Source organism: Epibacterium sp. Ofav1-8 (assembly GCF_022348185.1).
GTDB lineage: Bacteria > Pseudomonadota > Alphaproteobacteria > Rhodobacterales > Rhodobacteraceae > Epibacterium.
In genome coordinates this window covers 173739-192331 of record NZ_JAKRFD010000006.1, presented here as the reverse complement: position 1 = coordinate 192331, position 18593 = coordinate 173739, and the positions used below count along the sequence as shown (strand labels likewise).

Sequence of the window (18593 nt, the reverse complement as noted above, 5' to 3'; positions counted from 1 at the left end):
CAAACAGGCCCGAACTGGCCTATCAACCGCGCGTCCGGGGCTCATCATGAGTCGTCCGGACCTGTTCCGTTTTGCCTGTGCCACCCTTCTTCGGCGGCGATACAGCACGCGGATCGAGACGAAAAGCAACGAGACCGTATCTCTGGCGGGCGCAGCAGGTGAGAGCCGTTTGCGGACCCGGTGAAGACCAGGAGCTCTGGGGATCACAAGACCTTCGTGGATATAACCACGAGCAGCATAGGAGACGATCATGGATCTGATCGCACAACTCGAAGCGGAGCAGATTGCTGCGCTGGGGAAAACCATCCCCGACTTCAAGGCCGGTGACACCATCCGCGTCGGCTACAAGGTGACCGAAGGCACCCGCACCCGTGTGCAGGCCTATGAGGGCGTCTGCATCAGCCGCAAGAACGGCTCCGGTATCGCCGGCTCCTTCACCGTTCGCAAGATTTCCTTTGGCGAAGGTGTGGAACGTGTGTTCCCGCTGTTCTCCACCAATATCGAGTACATCGAAGTCGTGCGCCGCGGTCGCGTGCGTCGCGCCAAGCTGTACTACCTGCGCTCGCGTCGCGGCAAATCCGCCCGTATCGCAGAAGACGCAAACTACAAAGCCAAAGCGTAAGGAGTGGTCTCATGAAAAAAGACACCCATCCCGACTACCACTTCATCGACGTCAAGCTGACCGACGGCACCATCATCAAGATGCGTTCCACCTGGGGCAGCGAAGGCGATCAGCTGGCACTGGACATCGACCCCTCCGCGCACCCCGCGTGGACTGGCGGCTCCTCCCGCCTGATGGACACCGGCGGCCGCGTGTCCAAGTTCAAGAAGAAATACGAAGGTCTGGGCTTCTGAGCCAACCCTTCCACCGGTTTATCCACAAGGATACACCTGTCAAACGCCGTCCCTCCAGGGGCGGCGTTTTGTGTTTGGGCCGTCGGGATGCCAGCTGCTGCCGCTGCGGGCGTTACTTCAGGACAATAGGCTCTAACTTGGGTGTTTTGGCCGCTTCCCATTGATTCGCTTGGGTCTTATAGTCCCGGAAAAAGCAAAGGGCGCCGCCACGCAAGCGGCGCAGATTTGAAGGGATCCGTGAGATGGCGCATATCATTGTCGTCGGCAACGAAAAGGGCGGCGCAGGGAAATCCACCGTCTCCATGCATGTGGCCACCACACTGGCGCGCATGGGGTACAAGGTCGCGGGACTGGACCTCGACCTCAGGCAGCGTTCGCTCGGACGGTATCTGGAAAACCGTCTCGCCTTCATCGCCGCGTCCAATATGGATCTGCCGATGGTGGCCCTGCACGAACTGCCAGAGATCGATCCGGACACCTTGCAACCGGGCGAAAACATCTATGACCTGCGCCTGTCGGCAGCGGTTTCGGAGTTGGAGCCGGAGTATGACTTCATTCTCATTGACTGCCCCGGCTCCCACACCCGGCTGAGCCAGGTCGCGCATTCGCTGGCCGACACATTGATCACGCCGCTCAACGACAGTTTTGTGGATTTCGACCTGCTGGCGCATACCGATGAGAAGGGCGAGAAAATCAAAGGCCCCTCGGTCTATTCCGAAATGGTCTGGAACGCGCGCCAGCTGCGCGCGCAGGCAGGTTTGCCCCCCATCGACTGGATCGTGATCCGCAACCGGGTCGGCACACAGCGCATGGTCAACAAGGAAAAGATGGAGCGCGCGATCAATATGCTCTCCAAGCGGATCGGCTTTCGCGTCGCACCGGGCTTTTCCGAACGGGTGATCTTCCGCGAACTCTTCCCGCGCGGCCTGACCTTGCTGGACCTGAAGGATGTGGGCGTCAAACAGCTCAACATCTCGAATATCGCCGCACGTCAGGAGCTGCGCGATATGATGAAGGCGCTGGAGCTGCCCGAAGTCGAGATCGACATCTGACCTAACGGTCTGCGTAAGGTCGCTAAGGGGTTCCGCTCCCTGCCCTGACCCACCTTCGGTGTGCCAGATCGGGATCGGCGAAGGGCGCGCGCCGGGCCTTTGGCCCGGCGCGCGCGGGTCCACCCGGTCACGGGTGGAAACCTCTTCAAGCAACAGCGCTTAGGCCCCCACAGTAAGGTCCGGGGGCTTGTTTGGCGTCTCACACCTCGGGTTGATACAGCGTAAAAAGCTCCACCGGCTCTGCCACCCCACGCAACATGTAGCGTCCGACCGAGACCAGCCCCTCTCCGTCACGCCCTGCCGCATTGCGCACGTCTTCCGAGAGGATGATCGAGCGCTCCACCGTGCGATGCATGTCCGCGATCCGCGCCGTCAGGTTCACGGCCGGGCCGATCACGGTGAAATCCAGCCGATTGGGCGCGCCGATATTGCCATAGAGGATCTCACCCGCATGCAGGGCCATGGTATATTCGGCCAGCGGCAGGCCTGCTGCAGCGCGGGCGGCATTGACCGCTTTCATCCGTGGCCCCAGTTCCGCAACGGCGCGCAATGCGGCCTGCGCATCCTCCTGCAGCGTGCCAAGGTTGAACATCGCCATGACCGCATCGCCCATGAACTTCAGGATATTGCCGCCATGCGACTGGATCAGCTCCACCACATGGCCGAAATAGTCGTTCAGCAAATCGACCATCGCCTCGCCCGGCAGAGCCTCAGAGAGCGCCGTAAAGCCGCGCAGGTCGAACAGGCAGATCACTGCATCGATATGCTGAGACGACCCGCGCGCGATTTCCCCGGACAGCACGCGCGCGCCAGCATCCCGGCCCAGATAGACCTGCAACAGCGCGCGCCCCATTTCGCGGTTCCCCGCGCCTGCAAGCACAAGAGCCAGCGTGTCAAATACCCCCCGAATGATGTCCAAGTAGGGGACGGCGTCCTCGGGCGCGCCGTCAAAACTCCAGGACACCACGAGGCCCTCGGCATCCGGGCGCTCAGGCTCATAGGCGGTATCGCTTGCAGGTCCCAACGGCTGCCAATGGGCAAAGTAACTCGTTGCGCCCATCGCCTTGAGGCGGGCGAATATCGGAAAACGCGACACATCCTGCGCGCTGAAAACACTGTGCATCTCAGCCTCGCCCGAGGTGAGAAGCGCATGAAACGGGCTTTGCAGCCACTCATGATGCGGTTCTTTGTGATCGACGCGGCCAAAATACTCGGCGTTCATCCCGTCCTTGCGGGTCCAGGTAAAACCAATGCCGCCAAACTCAGGGTGCAGCGCGCGCTGCGCCAGCTGCATCCGCAACAGAGGCACTCCGTGGTTGACCAATCGTTCGCAAAAGGCGCGCAACAGCTCTTCGCGTCCACGGGATTTAAGCCCCTGACGGGTGAGCCAGTTCTTTAGATCTTCGGTGGCGGCGTGAATTGCCCCATCCTCCTCGTGGCGGGTCATGTCTCAAGATCGACCGGGCATTCCATGCTGGCCAACTGCCGTAACATACGGCGCAAGAGTGCCACATCGCCAGCCGAAAACCCCTTGGTCAGTTTCTGGTCATACGCCCGAGCCTGCTTGCGCAGATCGTCGTAGACGCCGCGCCCCGCCGCCGTCAACTCAAGGTGCTCTGCCCTGCGATCGGCCTCATCCCGGCTGCGACTGACCCAGCGGCGTTCCGCCAGTTTTGCGACGGCGCGGCTGATCTTTGTCTTGTGGATCTTGGCCCGCTGACTGATGTCCCGCGCGGTCATGCGATTGTACATGCCGAGATGGAACAGCACCCGCCATTCGGTTCGCAGCATGCCGTAGCGCCCCTTGTAGAGCTTTTGAAACTCCAGCGAGGAATCCTCTGCCGCCCGATTCAGGAGAAACGGCAGGAAATCCTGCACTATAAAATCATCATTTTTGTCCATACGCGCGCTCCGCATCCCTTGTTAGTTACAAAATCAACTATTACCGAGAGGGAAATGCAAGAGGAGGTTGGCTAAAATGACCCGTCACGCTTTGCCTGACCAGATGATTCAAGCCCCGTCCAATCAGGGCACCCATGAGGGTTACATGCCCGGATTTGGGAATGATTTTGAAACCGAAGCCCTGCCCGGCGCCCTGCCCCAAGGCATGAACAGCCCGCAGAAATGCGAATATGGGCTCTATGGCGAACAGCTCTCCGGCACCGCCTTTACTGCAGAACGCCCCGAACGTACCTGGTGCTATCGCATCCGCCCCAGCGTCAAACATTCGCACCGCTATGAGAAAATCGACCTGCCTTACTGGAAGAGCGCGCCGCATATTCCAGAGGATGTGATTTCGCTCGGCCAATACCGCTGGGACCCGGTGCCGCATTCGGATCAGGGGCTGACCTGGCTCACGGGGATGCGCACCATGACGACGGCGGGGGATGTGAACACTCAGGTCGGCATGGCGACCCATATCTACCTTGTGACGGAGTCGATGAAGGATGAATATTTCTTCTCCGCCGACTCGGAGCTTCTGGTGGTCCCGCAAGAAGGCCGCCTGCGCTTTGCCACCGAACTCGGTATCATCGACATCGAACCGAAAGAAATCGCCATCCTCCCGCGTGGTCTGGTGTACCGTGTCGAAGTGCTGGATGGCCCGGCGCGCGGCTTTGTCTGCGAAAACTACGGTCAGAAATTCGATCTGCCCGGCCGTGGTCCGATCGGTGCAAACTGCATGGCCAACCCGCGGGATTTCAAGGCACCGGTGGCCGCCTATGAGGACCGTGAAGTGCCCTCGACGCTGACCGTGAAATGGTGTGGCCAGTTCCATGAAACCAAGATCGGCCAGAGCCCGCTGGACGTGGTGGCCTGGCACGGCAACTACGCGCCCTATAAATACGATCTGCGCACCTATTGCCCGGTGGGCGCGATCCTATTTGACCACCCTGACCCGTCGATCTTTACCGTGCTGACCGCGCCCTCGGGCCAGCCGGGAACCGCCAATATCGATTTTGTGCTGTTCCGCGAACGCTGGATGGTGGCGGAAAACACCTTCCGCCCGCCGTGGTATCACAAGAACATCATGTCGGAGCTGATGGGCAACATCTACGGCCAGTATGATGCCAAGCCGCAGGGCTTTGTCCCCGGTGGCGTGAGCCTTCACAACATGATGCTGCCGCATGGTCCCGACCGGGAGGCCTTTGAGGGCGCGTCGAATTCCAACCTCGGGCCGGAGAAGCTGGAGAACACCATGTCCTTCATGTTTGAAACCCGCTTCCCTCAGCATCTGACGGAGTTTGCCGCCAATGAGGCCCCGCTTCAGGATGAATACATCGACTGCTGGAGCGATCTGGAAAAGAAATTCGACGGAACCCCCGGTAAGAAGTAAGGGGCGGGGGCGCTGCCCCCTCTGCGGCCCCCAATCGGGGCCGCATTCACCCCCGAGATATTTGTAAAAGCTGAAGGAGGGCCGACAGAGCCCTCACCACCAAAAAGGAACGCGCATGCCTTTGAAAAAATCCTGGGTGACGTCGGCCAATTCCGCTGACCACCCTTTTCCGCTGAATAACCTTCCCTATGGTGTGTTTTCGACCACCGACAGCGATCCGCGCTGTGGCGTGGCGATTGGTGACATGATCCTCGACCTGCAGGCGGCAGAAGCGGCTGGACTGGTTGATATGGGCGAGGAAGCGCTGTTCGAGTTGCCCTTCTGGAACGAGTTTATGGAAGAAGGTCCTGCGGTCTGGGCCACGCTTCGCAATCGCCTGATCGCGCTTTTGCAAGAGGGCGCAGAAGAGCAAAAGAAAGTCGAAGCCTGCCTTGTGCCGATGGCCGATGCCGAGATGCACATGCCCTTCATGGTGTCGGAATACACCGATTTCTATGCCGGGCGTCACCACGCCACCAATGTCGGCACCATGTTCCGCGGCGCGGAGAACGCGCTGCCACCAAACTGGCTGCATATCCCGATCGGGTACAACGGTCGTGCGTCCTCTGTCGTGGTGTCCGGCACCGATGTGCGGCGTCCTTGGGGCCAGCTCAAGGGGCCAAATGATGACGCACCCCGTTGGGCGCCCTGCGCACGATTTGATATCGAGCTGGAAATGGGCGCGATTGTTGGCACGCCTTCGGATGGGCCGATCACGGTGCAGGAAGCAGATGATCACATCTTTGGCTATGTGCTGCTGAACGACTGGTCCGCCCGCGATATCCAGGCTTGGGAATACCAGCCGCTCGGCCCCTTCCAGGCCAAAGCGACTGCCACCACCATCAGTCCGTGGATCGTCACCAAAGCCGCGTTAGAGCCTTTCCGCTGCGACACACCTGCACGCGAAGTAGAGCTTCTGGATCACCTGAAGGACTGCGGCCCGATGCTCTATGACATCGACCTTGCCGTGAGCCTGCGTCCTGAGGGTGGCGAAGAGGCCACCATCGCAAGCACCAACTACAAGGAAATGTATTATTCCGCCGCGCAGCAATTGGCGCATCACACCACCTCGGGCTGTCCGATGAACGCGGGCGATCTGCTGGGATCCGGCACCATATCAGGCCCTAACAAGGACGAACGTGGCTCGCTCCTTGAACTCAGCTGGGGCGGCAAGGAGCCACTCACGCTGCCCTCGGGCGACACCCGCAGCTTTATCGAGGATGGCGACACGCTCACGCTGAAGGGCGCCGCCAAAGGCGATGGCTATACCATCGGGTTTGGCGACTGCACCGGCACGGTCTTGCCCGCCCTCAGCGATCCTTTCGCACGCTGACGCCTTCATCTTTTCATAAATACCTCCGCCGGAGGCATCCCAACCTGACCTCCGGCGGAACAGACAAAAAGGATACGCAACCATGGCCAAGGCATTCGCATCCCAAGGCGACATGAGCGAAAAGAAGATCTCCTTCACCGAAGTGGGCGAGGGCCTTTATGCCTTCACCGCCGAAGGCGACCCGAATTCGGGCGTCATCATCGGGGATGACTCGGTGATGATTGTTGAGGCACAGGCAACCCCGCGTCTGGCCAACAAGGTGATCGAATGTGTGCGCTCCGTCACCGACAAACCGATCAGCCATGTGGTGCTCACCCACTACCACGCGGTGCGTGTTCTGGGGGCCTCGGCCTTTGGCGCCCAGAACATCATCATGTCCGACACCGCACGCGCCATGGTGGTGGAACGCGGCCAAGAGGACTGGGACAGCGAATTCCAGCGCTTCCCGCGCCTGTTTGAGGGCCATGAGAGCATCCCCGGCCTCACCTGGCCGACCACAACATTCTCGGACAGTATGACCGTCTACCTCGGCAATCGCCGCATCGACATCAAACATCTGGGCCGCGCCCATACCGCGGGGGATGCGGTGATCCATGTGCCAGACCAGAACGTCATGTTCACCGGTGATATCGTCGAATACCACTCCGCCTGCTACTGCGGCGACGGGCATTTTGGCGACTGGGGCAACACCCTCGACAATATCAAGGCCTATGATGTGGACGCCATCGCCCCCGGTCGTGGCGACGCGCTGGTCGGCAAGGACATGGTCAACGCCGCCATTGAAAACACCCGTGACTTTGTCGAGAGCACCTATCGCCCGGCAGCCAAGGTTGCCGCCCGTGGTGGGTCTCTCAAGGAAGCATGGGACGCGGTGCGCGAGGCCTGCGATCCCAAGTTCAAAGACTACGCGATCTACGAACACTGCCTGCCGTTCAACGTCGCCCGCGCCTATGACGAGGCCCGTGGCATCGACACCCCCCGCATCTGGACCGCCCAGCGTGATCTGGAGATGTGGGAGGCGCTGCAGTCCTGATTTTCGGCTCTAACGCCTGATATAGAGCCTATTTTGAACGCATCGGCGGCCTTGTCCGCCCCTGCACCGGTCCCCAAGTCGCGGGACCGGACCCGTGCCTGCTTGCCCGGAGGGAGGAAACCGGATGAACAAGATTTTCGAGGTGCCGCTATACCCATATACGCGCCATGCGGATCAGGACGCGCATCCGCCTGCGCGCCACAAGGTGGTTGTGGTGGGGGCAGGTCCCGTGGGCCTTGCCGCCGCCATTGACCTTGCACAATCCGGCGTTCCGGTCGTGGTACTGGACGACAATGACAAGGTGAGCTTTGGCTCTCGTGCGATCTGTTTTGCAAAACGCACGCTGGAAATCGCGGATCGCCTTGGTGTTGGCCATGCGATGGCGGGCAAGGGCGAGGAATGGAACGTCGGCAAGGTGTTTTTCGGCGATCGCAAGGTCTATGACTTCAACCTTCTGCCCGAGGATGGCCACCAGTTTCCGGCTTTTGTGAACCTGCAACAATACTACATCGAGGAATATCTGGTGGACCGCGTCCGCGCCCTGCAGGCTGAGGGCGCGCCGATTGAAATGCGCGGCAAGAACCGCGTCACGAATGTCTCGGACCACGGCGATTATGCCGCACTGACGGTGGAGACCCCGGACGGCGCCTATAGGCTGGAAACCGAGTGGCTCATCGCCTGTGACGGAGCGGGGTCGCCCATTCGCGCGCAGATGGGGCTCGACTTTGTGGGCCGCGTCTTTGAGGACAACTTCCTTATTGCCGATGTGGTCATGGACGCCGATTTCCCGACCGAACGCTGGTTCTGGTTCGATCCGCCCTTCAACAAAGGCCAGTCGGCGCTGTTGCACAAACAGCCCGATGGCGTCTGGCGCATCGACCTGCAATTGGGCTGGGACATCGACAAAGAGGCCGAGAAAAAGCCCGAAAACGTGATCCCGCGCCTCAAGGCGATGCTGGGTGACGACGTTCAGTTCGAGCTGGAGTGGGTCTCCATCTACACATTCCAGTGCCGCCGGATGGAGAAATTTCGCCACGGTCGGGTGATCTTTGCCGGAGATAGCGCGCATCAGGTTTCGCCCTTTGGCGCACGCGGGGCAAATTCCGGCCTGCAAGACACTGACAATCTGATCTGGAAGCTGAAACTGGTGCTGGACGGCGTCGCGGATCAGAGCCTTCTGGATACCTACGATGCCGAGCGGCTGGCGGCGGCGGATGAGAATATCCTCAACTCTTCCCGCTCAACCGACTTCATTACGCCCAAATCAGAGATGTCGCGCATCTTCCGCGATGCGGTGCTGGATCTTTCCGAACATCATAGCTTTGCCCGCCCGCTGGTGAACTCGGGCCGCCTCTCGGTGCCCTCTGTCTATGACGGCTCCCGGCTCAATTCTGCCGATCAGCTGCCCGGTGGCCCTGCCCGGACCCGTCCCGGTGCGCCCTGCCTCGATGTGCCGCTGGACGCGGGCTATCTGCTGGCGCAGCTCGGCGGCGGGTTTACCTTGCTGTCGATCAATGCAGAGGTGCCCGACGGGTTCGAGGAGGCTGGCGTGGCCGTCTCGACTTTGGCGCTCACCACCGAAACCCACACGGCATTGGCCGAGCGTTACCTGGGTGACGCCGCTTCCGCCGTTTATCTGATCCGCCCGGATCAGCATGTCGCCACCCGGATGGACCGCTTTGACGCGCCCCATTTCCGCGCCGCCCTGCGCCGCGCCATCGGTAAGGAGTGACCCATATGACCGATGCCCTGACCCTGACCCCAAACCTTGCGAAACCTGATGACAGTTACGCCCTGCTGCTGGCTGCGCATGAGGGACTGACCAAGGCCCAAAGTGATGCGCTGAATGCCCGCTTGATCCTGCTTCTGGCCAACCACATTGGCGACCCACAGGTTCTGAAACAGGCTCTAACAGAGGCCAAACGAGGGCTGCGCGATGACTGAGGCGGTGCTTTATGACTACTGGCGCTCCTCGGCCAGCTACCGTCTGCGCATTGCGCTGAACCTTGCAGGGATCGTTTACGAGAGCCGCGCCGTTGATCTGGTTGCAGGCGATCAGCGGTCGCCGGATCATCTGGCGCTTAATCCTCAGGGGTTTGTGCCGGTGCTGGAAATCGACGGGCATCGGTTTACGCAGTCGCTGGCCTGTCTCACCTACCTGAACACAACTCGCGATCTTGGCTTGTTGCCCAGCGCCCCGTCCGAGCGTGCCCATGTCGAGGCTCTGGCACAGTCAATCGCGGTCGATCTGCATCCGGTCTGCAACCTCTCTGTTGCCCGTTTCGGCGTTGCGCAAAGCGGCGGCAGTTTGCAGATGGGCGACTGGATGCGCCAGTTTATTGGTCCCGGGCTTGCCGCATTCGATGCGCTGCTCAATCGCTGGAATGAGGCCCCCTATTGCACCGGTGATCGCCCCGGGCTGGCTGACATCTGCCTGATGCCGCAGCTTTATAATGCGCGGCGCTGGGAGGTCGACCTCAGCCCCTTCCCTCGCCTGGAGCGGATCGAGGCCACCTGCGCGGATCATCCAGCCTTTGCCGCCGCGCATCCGGACCAGCAGTCGCACAACTGATCGTGCGCCGGACATCGGCCGGGCCGGTAATCAGGTCGACCGGGGGGCGCTTAGCCTCGGGACTTCACCTTGGGCGCGCTCTTTTCCTGCAGGTCGGCATCCCGCTCTGTCCAGCTGACGCGGAAATCAACCTTGCAGTGCCCGTCGTTACGCTCTGCCCGGATGCGCAGCGTCAACAGGCCTTCCGGCGTCAACACGATCTCGCCATCCTCGTCACTGAGGCTCAGCTCGCCTTTTGCCAACCCTTTGCTGATCGCGTCGATCAGGGTCTTGATCGTTTTGCGATCCTGCAGGGAATCATGGCGAAAGCGGGCGTCGTCGCGTGTCTTTTCGTCCTTGGCCATTGGTGCCTGCCCTGTTGTGTCCCGACGTCCGCGCAGCGCTAGCGCGAAAGAAACTGTCGCTCCGGTGCAAAATGCTTGGCGCGGGGATAGTCCCTACTGAGACCGATGACATCGCCACTGGGAAAGATCAAGGTCGCCCCGGCCCCGATCCCGGGCAAGCCCTCGGATCGTCGCGAGGCCCGATCAAGGGTCACGTCCCCTTCCAGATGCAACAGGCCCTGCTTGGTCAGAAGGCGCTGACCGCTCTGGTTGTTGACATGGCCCTGGACCACCATGTGGATACCAAGTTCATGCAGCATCGCCACCCCCCGGTCCGTCAGCGCGGCGTCGGAGCTGCGATATTTGGTCCGCACAAGGTTCGCGAGGGGACCGAAGTAAAACGCAAAAGGATGCGCCCCCTGTTCCGCGCGGTAGCGCGCGTTGACTGCGCCTGCTCCGCCCTCTGCCAGCAGCGCGCACATGCTGTCGTCCAACCCCGCGTGCACAAACAGCAGTGAGCCCAGTTGGCAGACGACATCCATCGACTCGTAGAACCACGCGTAGTCGCCATCTGGCGCAAAGAATACATCGTGACACTTGAGCGCAGCCGCCAGGACCATACGCGCGGTCATCCCCGCCTGTGCCACTTCGCGGTCGAATTGCGCGGCCTTCTTTTCAAGTTTCACCACTTCACGCGCGACGGCGGCGGAATTCAGATGCGCCACGGCCTCGATCGAGAAACGCTCCGCCCAGTCGGGGCGTGGATGCAACCGCGTGCGGCAAGCGGCTTCATCCGGTAGCGCGGCCAGATCGGCATCGGTCACGTATCGATCATGGATTTCACGCAGAAGCGGGATGATCTTGCGCCCCATCCGCACCAGGAGATGTTCCGTCAGGGCGGTCGGTGGCGTGCGCAAGGCCCCCACCGCGAGCCGGAGGCGCAGGTCATGGTTGCCGGCGAGAATGCGCAGATCGGGGCCCTTGGCCATCAGCCGCCCCAGCGCATCCAGCATATCCAGATCGCTCGGCCCTTTGTCGAGGCAATCCCCGCCGATCAAGATCGTGGCGCTCTGCCCGAACTCTGTCAGGCCGAAGCCCCCCGCTTCACGCCGGTCTCGCCGGATCAGCCCTGCGGCGGCAAGCGATCGCAGAAAGCCCTCGGCATCGGCATGGGTATCGGAGAGGAACACCACCGGTCTGGTCGGCCAGCGCCACCCGCCATGGGCCTGGGCACGGGCCAGGCAGGCGCGCAGATGCGCGGCGCTTTCGGGGGCGGCACTGCCGGAATGCTCTGCGGTGATGGCCCAGCGTTCCAGTTGGTGCGGCAGGTCTGACAAGTCGCCGATGGGGTCGTGAACAGGCGGCAGAAGCGGCGAACGGTCGGTGCGGCAGGTCTGCAAGTCGTAGATCCCTAGTCCAGATGGGTCTCCTGTCTTTGTCGCTGCTTCCAGGCACCGCCAAAGTGCGCCCATCTACCATGGCCCATGTAACAGAGCAGTAACGGCTGTGCATGAAACATCGACAGCTGCGGGATCTCGCTCAGTTGCAACAGCCCAAGGTGGTGCGCTGCGTGTCGAAAGGATGCCCCATGGCCGACACAGATCGTCAGGGTCCCGGCATCGGCTGCCCGGGCCACATCGGTGAGATGCGAGGCCACACGCGCACCCGCCTCCATCAGCGATTCCGCCCCCTGAAACGGCAGGCGATAGTGACTGTCAGATTTCCAGCCTGCGGGGGCAGATGCGTAGCGCGGGTCGACGTCCAGCAGGGTCTCGATCTCCGAAGTGGTCAAATTCGCCACGGCCCCGACGCTGCGTTCGGCCAGATCTGCCGTCTCGGAGATCTGTGCCACGTGATGTCCTGCGGCGCGGAGGGTTTGCGCAATCAGATCCGCCGTTTGCCATGCCCGCAACTGGTGCGAGGCATGAATGACCGGAGCAAGCGTCAGCGTTTCCGCGTTCAGGATTCGGTCCAGCGCCGAACCGCAGGCCTGCGCCTGTGCCTTGCCCACCTCGGTCAGCGGGAAGGGCTGCAACGCAGAGGGCGCAGCTGGTCGCTGCGCATAGGCCCCGTGGCGCACCAGTGCGATGACACGCCGTGGCTCAGGCATCGAACAACTCGCGCCCGAAATAGGCAATGGCATCAAAATTCACCTGCCCGGTGACCTCCTGCACGCGCACATTGCGCAACGCCGCAAGATAGCCCTGCGGATCGGGGGCTTCATTGTCATGCAGGAAGCGGCCATCGGGATATTGATAGAATGGCCCGGGGCTCTTCATGATCGCGCTCAGCAGATCCGGGCGCTGCGCAAGATCGACCTCTTCGATCATGGTCGCCTTGTCGGCGTCCCGCTGCCAGTTCAGCACCCAGAAATCCGTCAACGGGCCCGCATAGGCAATGCGGTTCTCGCCATAGATGTCCGGGATCATCAGGTCGTGTTTCTCTTCCAGCTCCCACAGGTCGCGTTCCGGCATGGCACGCAGTTCAGCGATGCGCGCCGTACTCAGCATGCCGTGCAAGCGGCCATTGCCAAGGATGGTACCGGGGTTAATGCGCGGATGTTTCGGGATGCCCAGCCCCCGGGCCCCGCTGTCGTCAGACGTTGCCAGCAACCTGTCATTGGTCATGAACGCTGTACCCGGAACATCCATCAGGCGCAGGATGGACGTGGACTTGCCGCCTCCTGAAAGACCGGCGATGGCAAGCGTGCGCGCGCCCCGGGTAACGGCCGCGGCATGACAGATCTGCCACCCCATGCGCTGGCCATGGTTCAGCACCTGCGTATTGATGAAATTCACCACCTGATTGGGATGTGCCGAGACCGGACCAAACGCCACCAGCAGGTCCGGCGATTGCAGGAACGTGACGCCGGTGCGCCATTTGTGAATCAACCGACCGTCTCTTAGGTCGAAGATTGCATCCTTGCGTCCGGTCTTGCCCGGCTCTCGCGCCCAGTCCTGCCAGACCGGGGCCGGCACCGGCAATTGCCCCTCGACCACATGGACAGTGATGTCGGGGGCCACGACCGTTGCAACGGCATCCTTGAAGTAGTCTGCAAGCGCCTCGCGCAGGGTCCCCTCGCAGAGGATGCGCAACGTCACCGGCCCGACCTGCAAATCCAGCGGCGCGGCGGCCATGGCGCGGGTCAGGTCGAAATGGGCGCGCATGTCAGCAACAGTCCGTGCCGTCATGCAGTGATCCCCGTCAGCACGTGATCAGCCACCAGCGCCGCCGCATCGATGCCGCAACCGTCCCGAACCCCGCGATAGCCCCCAAAGGCAGAGACTTCGAACACGATCGGACCGGTCTCGGTCAGGGCCACATCCACGGTGGTAAAGCTCAGGCCGAAGGGGGCCTGTGCGCGCTGCCCCAACGCGATCAGCGCCGCGTCCGGTTCAAACGCCTCGTATTTGCCGCCCGACAGGATGGTGGTGTTCCAACTGCTTTCGTCCTGTTTCACCCGCGCATAGGTGCACAGATAGCGACCGCCGAGAAACACCATGCCCAGGTCCTGACCGGAGAGTTCGCGTTTGGCCTGCACATACATCACCGGGTTATCCGCCTTGAAGGCCGCGACCCGGTCTGCCGCATCCGCATCGTCCGCTGAGATCACGCACATGCCGCGCGCCTTGGTCGAGAACAGCGGCTTGAACACCGCGCTGCCATAGGTTTCCACCGCCCGCAACGCCGCGCCTTCGTCTTCTGTGATCGTGGTTGGCGGCATCGGGATGTCGGCATTTGCCAGCGTCACCGTACAGGCCAGCCGGTCCATCAACCGCAAGATCGCCTCGGGGCGGCTGTAGATCTTCACGCCCTTGGCTTCGGCCACGCGCAGCATTTCCAGCCGGTCAAGCGCATGGACGCTGTAGTCTTCGGAAATCTTCTTGATCACCAGCCCATCAAGCTGGCACAGATCCTCGCCGCGATACAGCAGCGCGCCAGACGCAAGATCCAGCGAGACCTCCGCCATGTCGATCACCAGGCGAAATCCCGTCCGCGCCTCCAGCGCCTCTGCGATCGCTTCGGTCGACCACTTGCCCGGGATGCCGACGACCCCGATTTTCCGTTCAGTCACCAAACAGCTCCTTGATTGGCAATTTCAATCGGCCTTCGCGGCCTTCAGGCACGGCAAGGGCACTCTCCAGCAGGTAGCGCGCGCGCAGTAACATCCGCCGCGCGTGCTCCTTGTCAAAGACAAACCGCGTGGATGAGGCAAAGCTCCGCGCCAGTCCCAGCGCCAGCCGGTATTCGAATGTCGTGTCCTTTTCGGCACGGGCGAACTTTGCCGCCATCCGGTGCAGCCCCAACGCCGTGTCGGCAATCCGCGCCCGGACCGGGCCGTCCTGCACCTGCAACCGGTAGGTCGACACCATGAACACCGATACATCCTGCACGTAGTCCATATAGCGCGAGCGATGCAAATCGATAAACCGGACCTTCTTTTCACCGGGATCGTAGATCACATTGTCGAGGTTGAAGTCCCCGTGAATGTAAACCGAAAACGGTGCGGTCGCCTTTGCTTCGCGCTTCTCCGCCGCTTTAAGCAGATCTTCGAAAGCAGGGTGGCTTACGCCCTGGATGCACGCGGTGCCGGTGTCGAATTCGGGATGGACACGATAGACGTCCTGCATGCGGTCGGCCAGTTGCTTCATCGCGCGCATCTCGACCGGATCATCCGCGCGCGTGCGGGTCCAGATGTCTTGCAGGGTCTTGTACAAAGCCCGCTGAGCCGCGGACAACGCCGCCTCGCCCTCGTTCAGCAGGGCATGTTCGAAGGTGTAGCCCGGCAGGTGTTCAATCAGCAGCGCCGCAGACTGGCCGCGTTTTTCATACGACAGTATTCGCGGCGCCAGCCCGGGATAGATCGCATGCCAGCTCTTGACCCCTGCCCGCTCCTCCTTGACCTTGCGTTTCTCGCCGTCCTTGAACACCGCATCGATCAGATCTCCGCCCTTGTCACGGGTGCTGACAGCAGAAATCGCGCTACCGGAACGGGTTTCAGCCAGCGGTTTCAATACCAGGTCCTCATCAGCGACCTTGCTGCCCGACAGCACGCTGCGCAGGGTGAAATAGCGTTCGAACTGCACATTCTGCCCGATCGAAATCGACAGCAGCGCCTCGGAAATGCCTTGCAGGCTTTCGCCCATGCGGCGTACCTCGTTCAGGACCAAAAGCGCATTGGCGAGGTCTTCGGTGTGGCGGGTGTCGCGCATATCGCGCGTGTAGGTCCGGAACATCCGGTCGTAGAAGTCATCGACCTCGGCCTTGTGCTGCCCGATGGCGATCGCGCTCTTGCCATCGGTGGCCTCCAGCGCCGGCAACACCTCGTGCAGCGCGCCCGCCACCTGTTTCACGACTTTCCGATAAGCCTCGGGGCGCAACAGCTTCCCCCGCTCCACGTCTTCCGCATGCAGCAAGGCCATGCGGGACAGGCGAGACAGCTGATCGAGGTTGCGAGCAATTGTGTCCACATTCTGAAGCACCAGCCGCCGGGATTGCGACGGTTTGCCCCGGGTGGCAGCGCTGCGGCAGGCCGACTGCACCCGTGACCACAGGTTGTGGGCATAGCCTGCGCGCTGCACCACCTTCTGTGCCGCCTCCGGCGACGGAGCCTTGAAATAGGCCAGCAGGCCGGACATCTGCCCGTCCAGCTCCGCCAGCAGAAACGCCAGGTTTTCTTGTGCCGCCTCAGGCAGTTTCATCTTGTACTACCCCTCGGTAGATCTCGGCGATCTGATCCGTCAGCAACGCACCATAGGGTGGATCAAACAGGTCGGCCTCGGCAACGGGATCGGCCCAGCGCACCGCGATCTGCTTGGAATCCGGATGTTTCCCCATCTGCGGGACATATGTGTCATCCACATGACAGGTGAACAGATGTTCCACCTGATGGCGTATCCCCTCGGGGCGCTGGCGGTAGGTTTCCAGAACCTGGATCAGCGCACCGACCTGAACGTTGGCGCCGACTTCTTCTTCGGCTTCGCGCCGGGCGGCTTCGGCCAGTGTTTCTCCCGGCTCCAGCCGTCCGCCCGGAAGACCGAGGTATATGCGCCCGTCCGCGGCCTGCTTGACCTGAACAAGAACACATCCTTCACGCCAGATCACCGCCCGCGCCGCAATGCGGATGACATCAAGGAACTCTGGTGCAGGAGAGGGCATGGCAAGTCTGTGGTGTTTTGGCAAAAGGAGTGGCATGGTCGCCGCGAGCAGCACGAGTGGAGATCCATGACCGATTTCGCGATCCTACGCCAAGCCTCGGTTCCCGACAACCTGCGCATCGCACGCTCGCGGGCTGCGCCCAACCTCGGGCCGCGCCTGCTGTTCTTTTCCGGTGGCAGCGCGCTCAACGAGATTTCCCGCAAACTCAAATACCATACGCATAATTCGGTCCATCTCATCACCCCGTTCGACAGTGGCGGCTCTTCGCAGGTGCTGCGCGAAGCCTTCGCCATGCCTGCCGTGGGAGATTTGCGAAGCCGCCTGATGGCACTGGCTGATGAAACCGAACTGGGCCAGCCGGACATCTATCGACTGTTTTCCCACCGGCTGCCGAAAGCGGCCCGCGACAAGGATCTGGCCCGCGAAGTGGCCAGCCTGTTCGACGGATCGCATCCACTTTTGAAGGCCCTGTCCAAGCCGATGCGGCAGCTGATTGTCGGCTACCTGCGCCATTTCTCCGAGGCCGCGCCCGGTGATCTGGACTATCGCAACGCCAGCATCGGCAACCTGATCCTCGCCGGCGGCTACCTCGACAATGACAAGGGGCTCGAACCGGTGCTGTTCCTGATGTCGAAGATGGTCGATGTGCGTGGAACCGTGCGCCCCATTGCCGATGTGAACCTGCAGATCGGTGCCGAGCTGGAAGACGGGCGGCGCGTCATCGGACAACGCCAGATGACAGGGAAGGAGAGCGCGCCGCTCGGCACCCGCATCCTGCGCCTCTTCCTGTCGGATGGCACCGGAGAATTGCCTGCCGACTCGGTGCGCCTGCCGAAACGGAACCACAAGCTGATCGCGGCCAGCGATTTGATCTGCTACCCGCCCGGCAGCCTCTATTCCAGTGTGATCTCCAACCTGCTGCCCGCCGGTGTCGGACGCGCCATCGCGTCGCGCACCGTGCCGAAAATCTATGTGCCCAGCCTCGGTGACGACCCGGAGTGTCATGGCATGCGGCTGACCGATCAGGTCGCCGCCCTGCTGGACGCATTGCGCCGCGACGCAGGACTCGTCTCCACGTCCGCGCTTCTGACCCATGTGGTCTGTGACGAGCAAACCCCGGCCAAGGACCGCGACCAGGTCAGCCGCGACCATGGGATCCCCTGCATCGGCCAGCCGCTTGCACATGCACTCAAGCCGCACCGATACGATCCGGAAGCCTTGTGCGAACTCCTGATCTCACTCAGCTGAACGCCTCTCTGTCATCGGGGTCCACCGACACTCAACCAAGCATCAGGCTGACATCATTGGAACTTCGGGACAATTCTTACCAAACTGATAACAAGCTCCGCAATTTCGCCATAGGCTGATCCCAGCCCGTCCGCGCGCCGCACCTACTCCTGTCCCCAAGTTGAAACTCACTTGCGAGGACCGGACCATGTCACTTTCCAAAGCTCTCTCCCGCGTCGTCTCCGCCGCGCTGCAGTCCAATGACCAGACGCGGCCCCTCGCCGCCGGCCCTGCGATCTTTGCCATGGCGGCCTTGGTGACCCTGGGTGGCGCCCAGATGGTCGGGGCCACCACCAGCGGACCCCAATTCGCAGCCTATCTCGCACAGAATGAGCGTGGCGGTCCCCTCCATGACCGCCTTGTCCGGCTGAATACTCTGCGCGCCGACAACGCCGCTGTCGCGTTTCGCGATCGATTTTGCAACGCGGCCTGCACGATGTTTCGGGGCCTGCCGCAAACCTGCGGCACTCCCGAAACCGCGCTTGGATTGCAGGGGGTGTCCCGATCCCATCGCCTGATGGAGCCTGGCAAAACCGGGTCTGCAGCGCAGCGGCACCCGGGATTGTTTTGATCCCATCCGGGCGAAGCGCCCTCTTGCGACAGGCG

General features: G+C 61.8%; 20 protein-coding genes. 11 read left to right on the top strand and 9 right to left on the bottom strand.

The genetic code is table 11. The features are described from left to right. The first annotated feature begins 250 nt into the window (after positions 1 to 250). From rplS to MHM97_RS11845, 3 genes are all read left to right on the top strand, one after another. A complete protein-coding gene (gene rplS, locus MHM97_RS11855) occupies positions 251 to 622 on the top strand; it encodes a 50S ribosomal protein L19 (protein ID WP_239322563.1) in 372 nt (123 codons plus the stop codon). Between the two features lie 11 nt (positions 623 to 633). Continuing rightward, complete coding sequence (gene rpmE / locus MHM97_RS11850; RefSeq protein ID WP_239322562.1) at positions 634 to 855, top strand: 50S ribosomal protein L31; 222 nt, start codon at positions 634 to 636, stop codon at positions 853 to 855. Positions 856 to 1097: 242 nt separating this feature from the next. Further along, positions 1098 to 1907, top strand: coding sequence for a division plane positioning ATPase MipZ (locus MHM97_RS11845; RefSeq protein WP_239322561.1), 810 nt, complete (start codon positions 1098 to 1100; stop codon positions 1905 to 1907). A gap of 199 nt (positions 1908 to 2106) precedes the next feature. Here MHM97_RS11845 and MHM97_RS11840 read toward each other — a convergent pair whose 3' ends face one another. Both MHM97_RS11840 and MHM97_RS11835 read right to left on the bottom strand, forming a co-directional pair. Next, a complete protein-coding gene (locus tag MHM97_RS11840; RefSeq protein ID WP_239322560.1) occupies positions 2107 to 3354 on the bottom strand; it encodes an adenylate/guanylate cyclase domain-containing protein in 1248 nt (415 codons plus the stop codon). Next, a complete protein-coding gene (locus MHM97_RS11835; protein WP_225263511.1) occupies positions 3351 to 3809 on the bottom strand; it encodes a MarR family winged helix-turn-helix transcriptional regulator in 459 nt (152 codons plus the stop codon). Before MHM97_RS11835 ends, MHM97_RS11840 begins: the two co-directional genes overlap by 4 nt. 76 nt (positions 3810 to 3885) lie before the next feature. Here MHM97_RS11835 and hmgA point away from each other — a divergent pair, with 76 nt between their 5' ends. From hmgA to maiA, 6 genes are all read left to right on the top strand, one after another. Next, the gene (hmgA, locus tag MHM97_RS11830) at positions 3886 to 5241 is read left to right on the top strand and encodes a homogentisate 1,2-dioxygenase (RefSeq protein WP_110362748.1); all 1356 of its coding nucleotides are present in this window, start codon (positions 3886 to 3888) and stop codon (positions 5239 to 5241) included. Positions 5242 to 5356: 115 nt separating this feature from the next. Further along, positions 5357 to 6613 carry a fumarylacetoacetase gene (gene fahA / locus MHM97_RS11825; RefSeq protein ID WP_005634507.1) on the top strand — a complete coding sequence of 419 codons (1257 nt, stop codon included), beginning with the start codon at positions 5357 to 5359 and terminating at the stop codon, positions 6611 to 6613. A gap of 82 nt (positions 6614 to 6695) precedes the next feature. Beyond that, entirely contained in the window at positions 6696 to 7646 is a 951-nt protein-coding gene (locus tag MHM97_RS11820) for an MBL fold metallo-hydrolase (RefSeq protein ID WP_065326306.1), read from the top strand. Between the two features lie 124 nt (positions 7647 to 7770). Beyond that, positions 7771 to 9378 (top strand): FAD-dependent oxidoreductase, encoded by a 1608-nt coding sequence (locus MHM97_RS11815; protein WP_239322559.1) that lies wholly within the window; start codon positions 7771 to 7773, stop codon positions 9376 to 9378. 5 nt (positions 9379 to 9383) lie between these two features. Further along, on the top strand, positions 9384 to 9590 hold the full coding sequence (locus tag MHM97_RS11810; RefSeq protein WP_005631765.1) for a DUF2783 domain-containing protein: 207 nt from the start codon (positions 9384 to 9386) through the stop codon (positions 9588 to 9590). After that, on the top strand, positions 9583 to 10218 hold the full coding sequence (gene maiA, locus MHM97_RS11805) for a maleylacetoacetate isomerase (RefSeq protein ID WP_239322558.1): 636 nt from the start codon (positions 9583 to 9585) through the stop codon (positions 10216 to 10218). The genes MHM97_RS11810 and maiA overlap by 8 nt, the downstream gene beginning before the upstream one ends. 50 nt (positions 10219 to 10268) lie before the next feature. On the opposite strand, the gene MHM97_RS11800 is transcribed toward maiA, so the two are convergent. From MHM97_RS11800 to MHM97_RS11770, 7 genes are read right to left on the bottom strand one after another with little or no spacing between them, the layout of a single operon-like run. Continuing rightward, a complete protein-coding gene (locus tag MHM97_RS11800; RefSeq protein WP_239322557.1) occupies positions 10269 to 10562 on the bottom strand; it encodes an amphi-Trp domain-containing protein in 294 nt (97 codons plus the stop codon). Between the two features lie 38 nt (positions 10563 to 10600). Continuing rightward, positions 10601 to 11941 (bottom strand): metallophosphoesterase, encoded by a 1341-nt coding sequence (locus tag MHM97_RS11795; RefSeq protein WP_239322556.1) that lies wholly within the window; start codon positions 11939 to 11941, stop codon positions 10601 to 10603. An 11-nt stretch (positions 11942 to 11952) separates the two neighbouring features. After that, complete coding sequence (locus tag MHM97_RS11790) at positions 11953 to 12651, bottom strand: histidine phosphatase family protein (RefSeq protein ID WP_239322555.1); 699 nt, start codon at positions 12649 to 12651, stop codon at positions 11953 to 11955. Continuing rightward, complete coding sequence (locus tag MHM97_RS11785) at positions 12644 to 13732, bottom strand: HprK-related kinase B (protein ID WP_239322554.1); 1089 nt, start codon at positions 13730 to 13732, stop codon at positions 12644 to 12646. The genes MHM97_RS11790 and MHM97_RS11785 overlap by 8 nt, the downstream gene beginning before the upstream one ends. After that, positions 13729 to 14616, bottom strand: coding sequence for a GAK system ATP-grasp enzyme (locus MHM97_RS11780; RefSeq protein WP_239322553.1), 888 nt, complete (start codon positions 14614 to 14616; stop codon positions 13729 to 13731). Before MHM97_RS11780 ends, MHM97_RS11785 begins: the two co-directional genes overlap by 4 nt. Next, on the bottom strand, positions 14609 to 16243 hold the full coding sequence (locus tag MHM97_RS11775) for an aminoglycoside phosphotransferase family protein (protein ID WP_239322552.1): 1635 nt from the start codon (positions 16241 to 16243) through the stop codon (positions 14609 to 14611). The genes MHM97_RS11780 and MHM97_RS11775 overlap by 8 nt, the downstream gene beginning before the upstream one ends. Further along, positions 16230 to 16700, bottom strand: coding sequence for an NUDIX domain-containing protein (locus MHM97_RS11770; protein WP_239322551.1), 471 nt, complete (start codon positions 16698 to 16700; stop codon positions 16230 to 16232). The genes MHM97_RS11775 and MHM97_RS11770 overlap by 14 nt, the downstream gene beginning before the upstream one ends. Positions 16701 to 16766: 66 nt before the next feature. On the opposite strand from MHM97_RS11770, the gene MHM97_RS11765 reads away from it, so the two are divergent. Together MHM97_RS11765 and MHM97_RS11760 are read left to right on the top strand one after the other, a co-directional pair. Continuing rightward, positions 16767 to 17948: a GAK system CofD-like protein gene (locus tag MHM97_RS11765; RefSeq protein ID WP_239322550.1), complete on the top strand. Its 1182-nt coding sequence runs from the start codon at positions 16767 to 16769 to the stop codon at positions 17946 to 17948. Between the two features lie 187 nt (positions 17949 to 18135). Beyond that, entirely contained in the window at positions 18136 to 18558 is a 423-nt protein-coding gene (locus MHM97_RS11760; RefSeq protein WP_239322549.1) for a hypothetical protein, read from the top strand. The last annotated feature ends 35 nt before the right edge of the window (positions 18559 to 18593 follow it).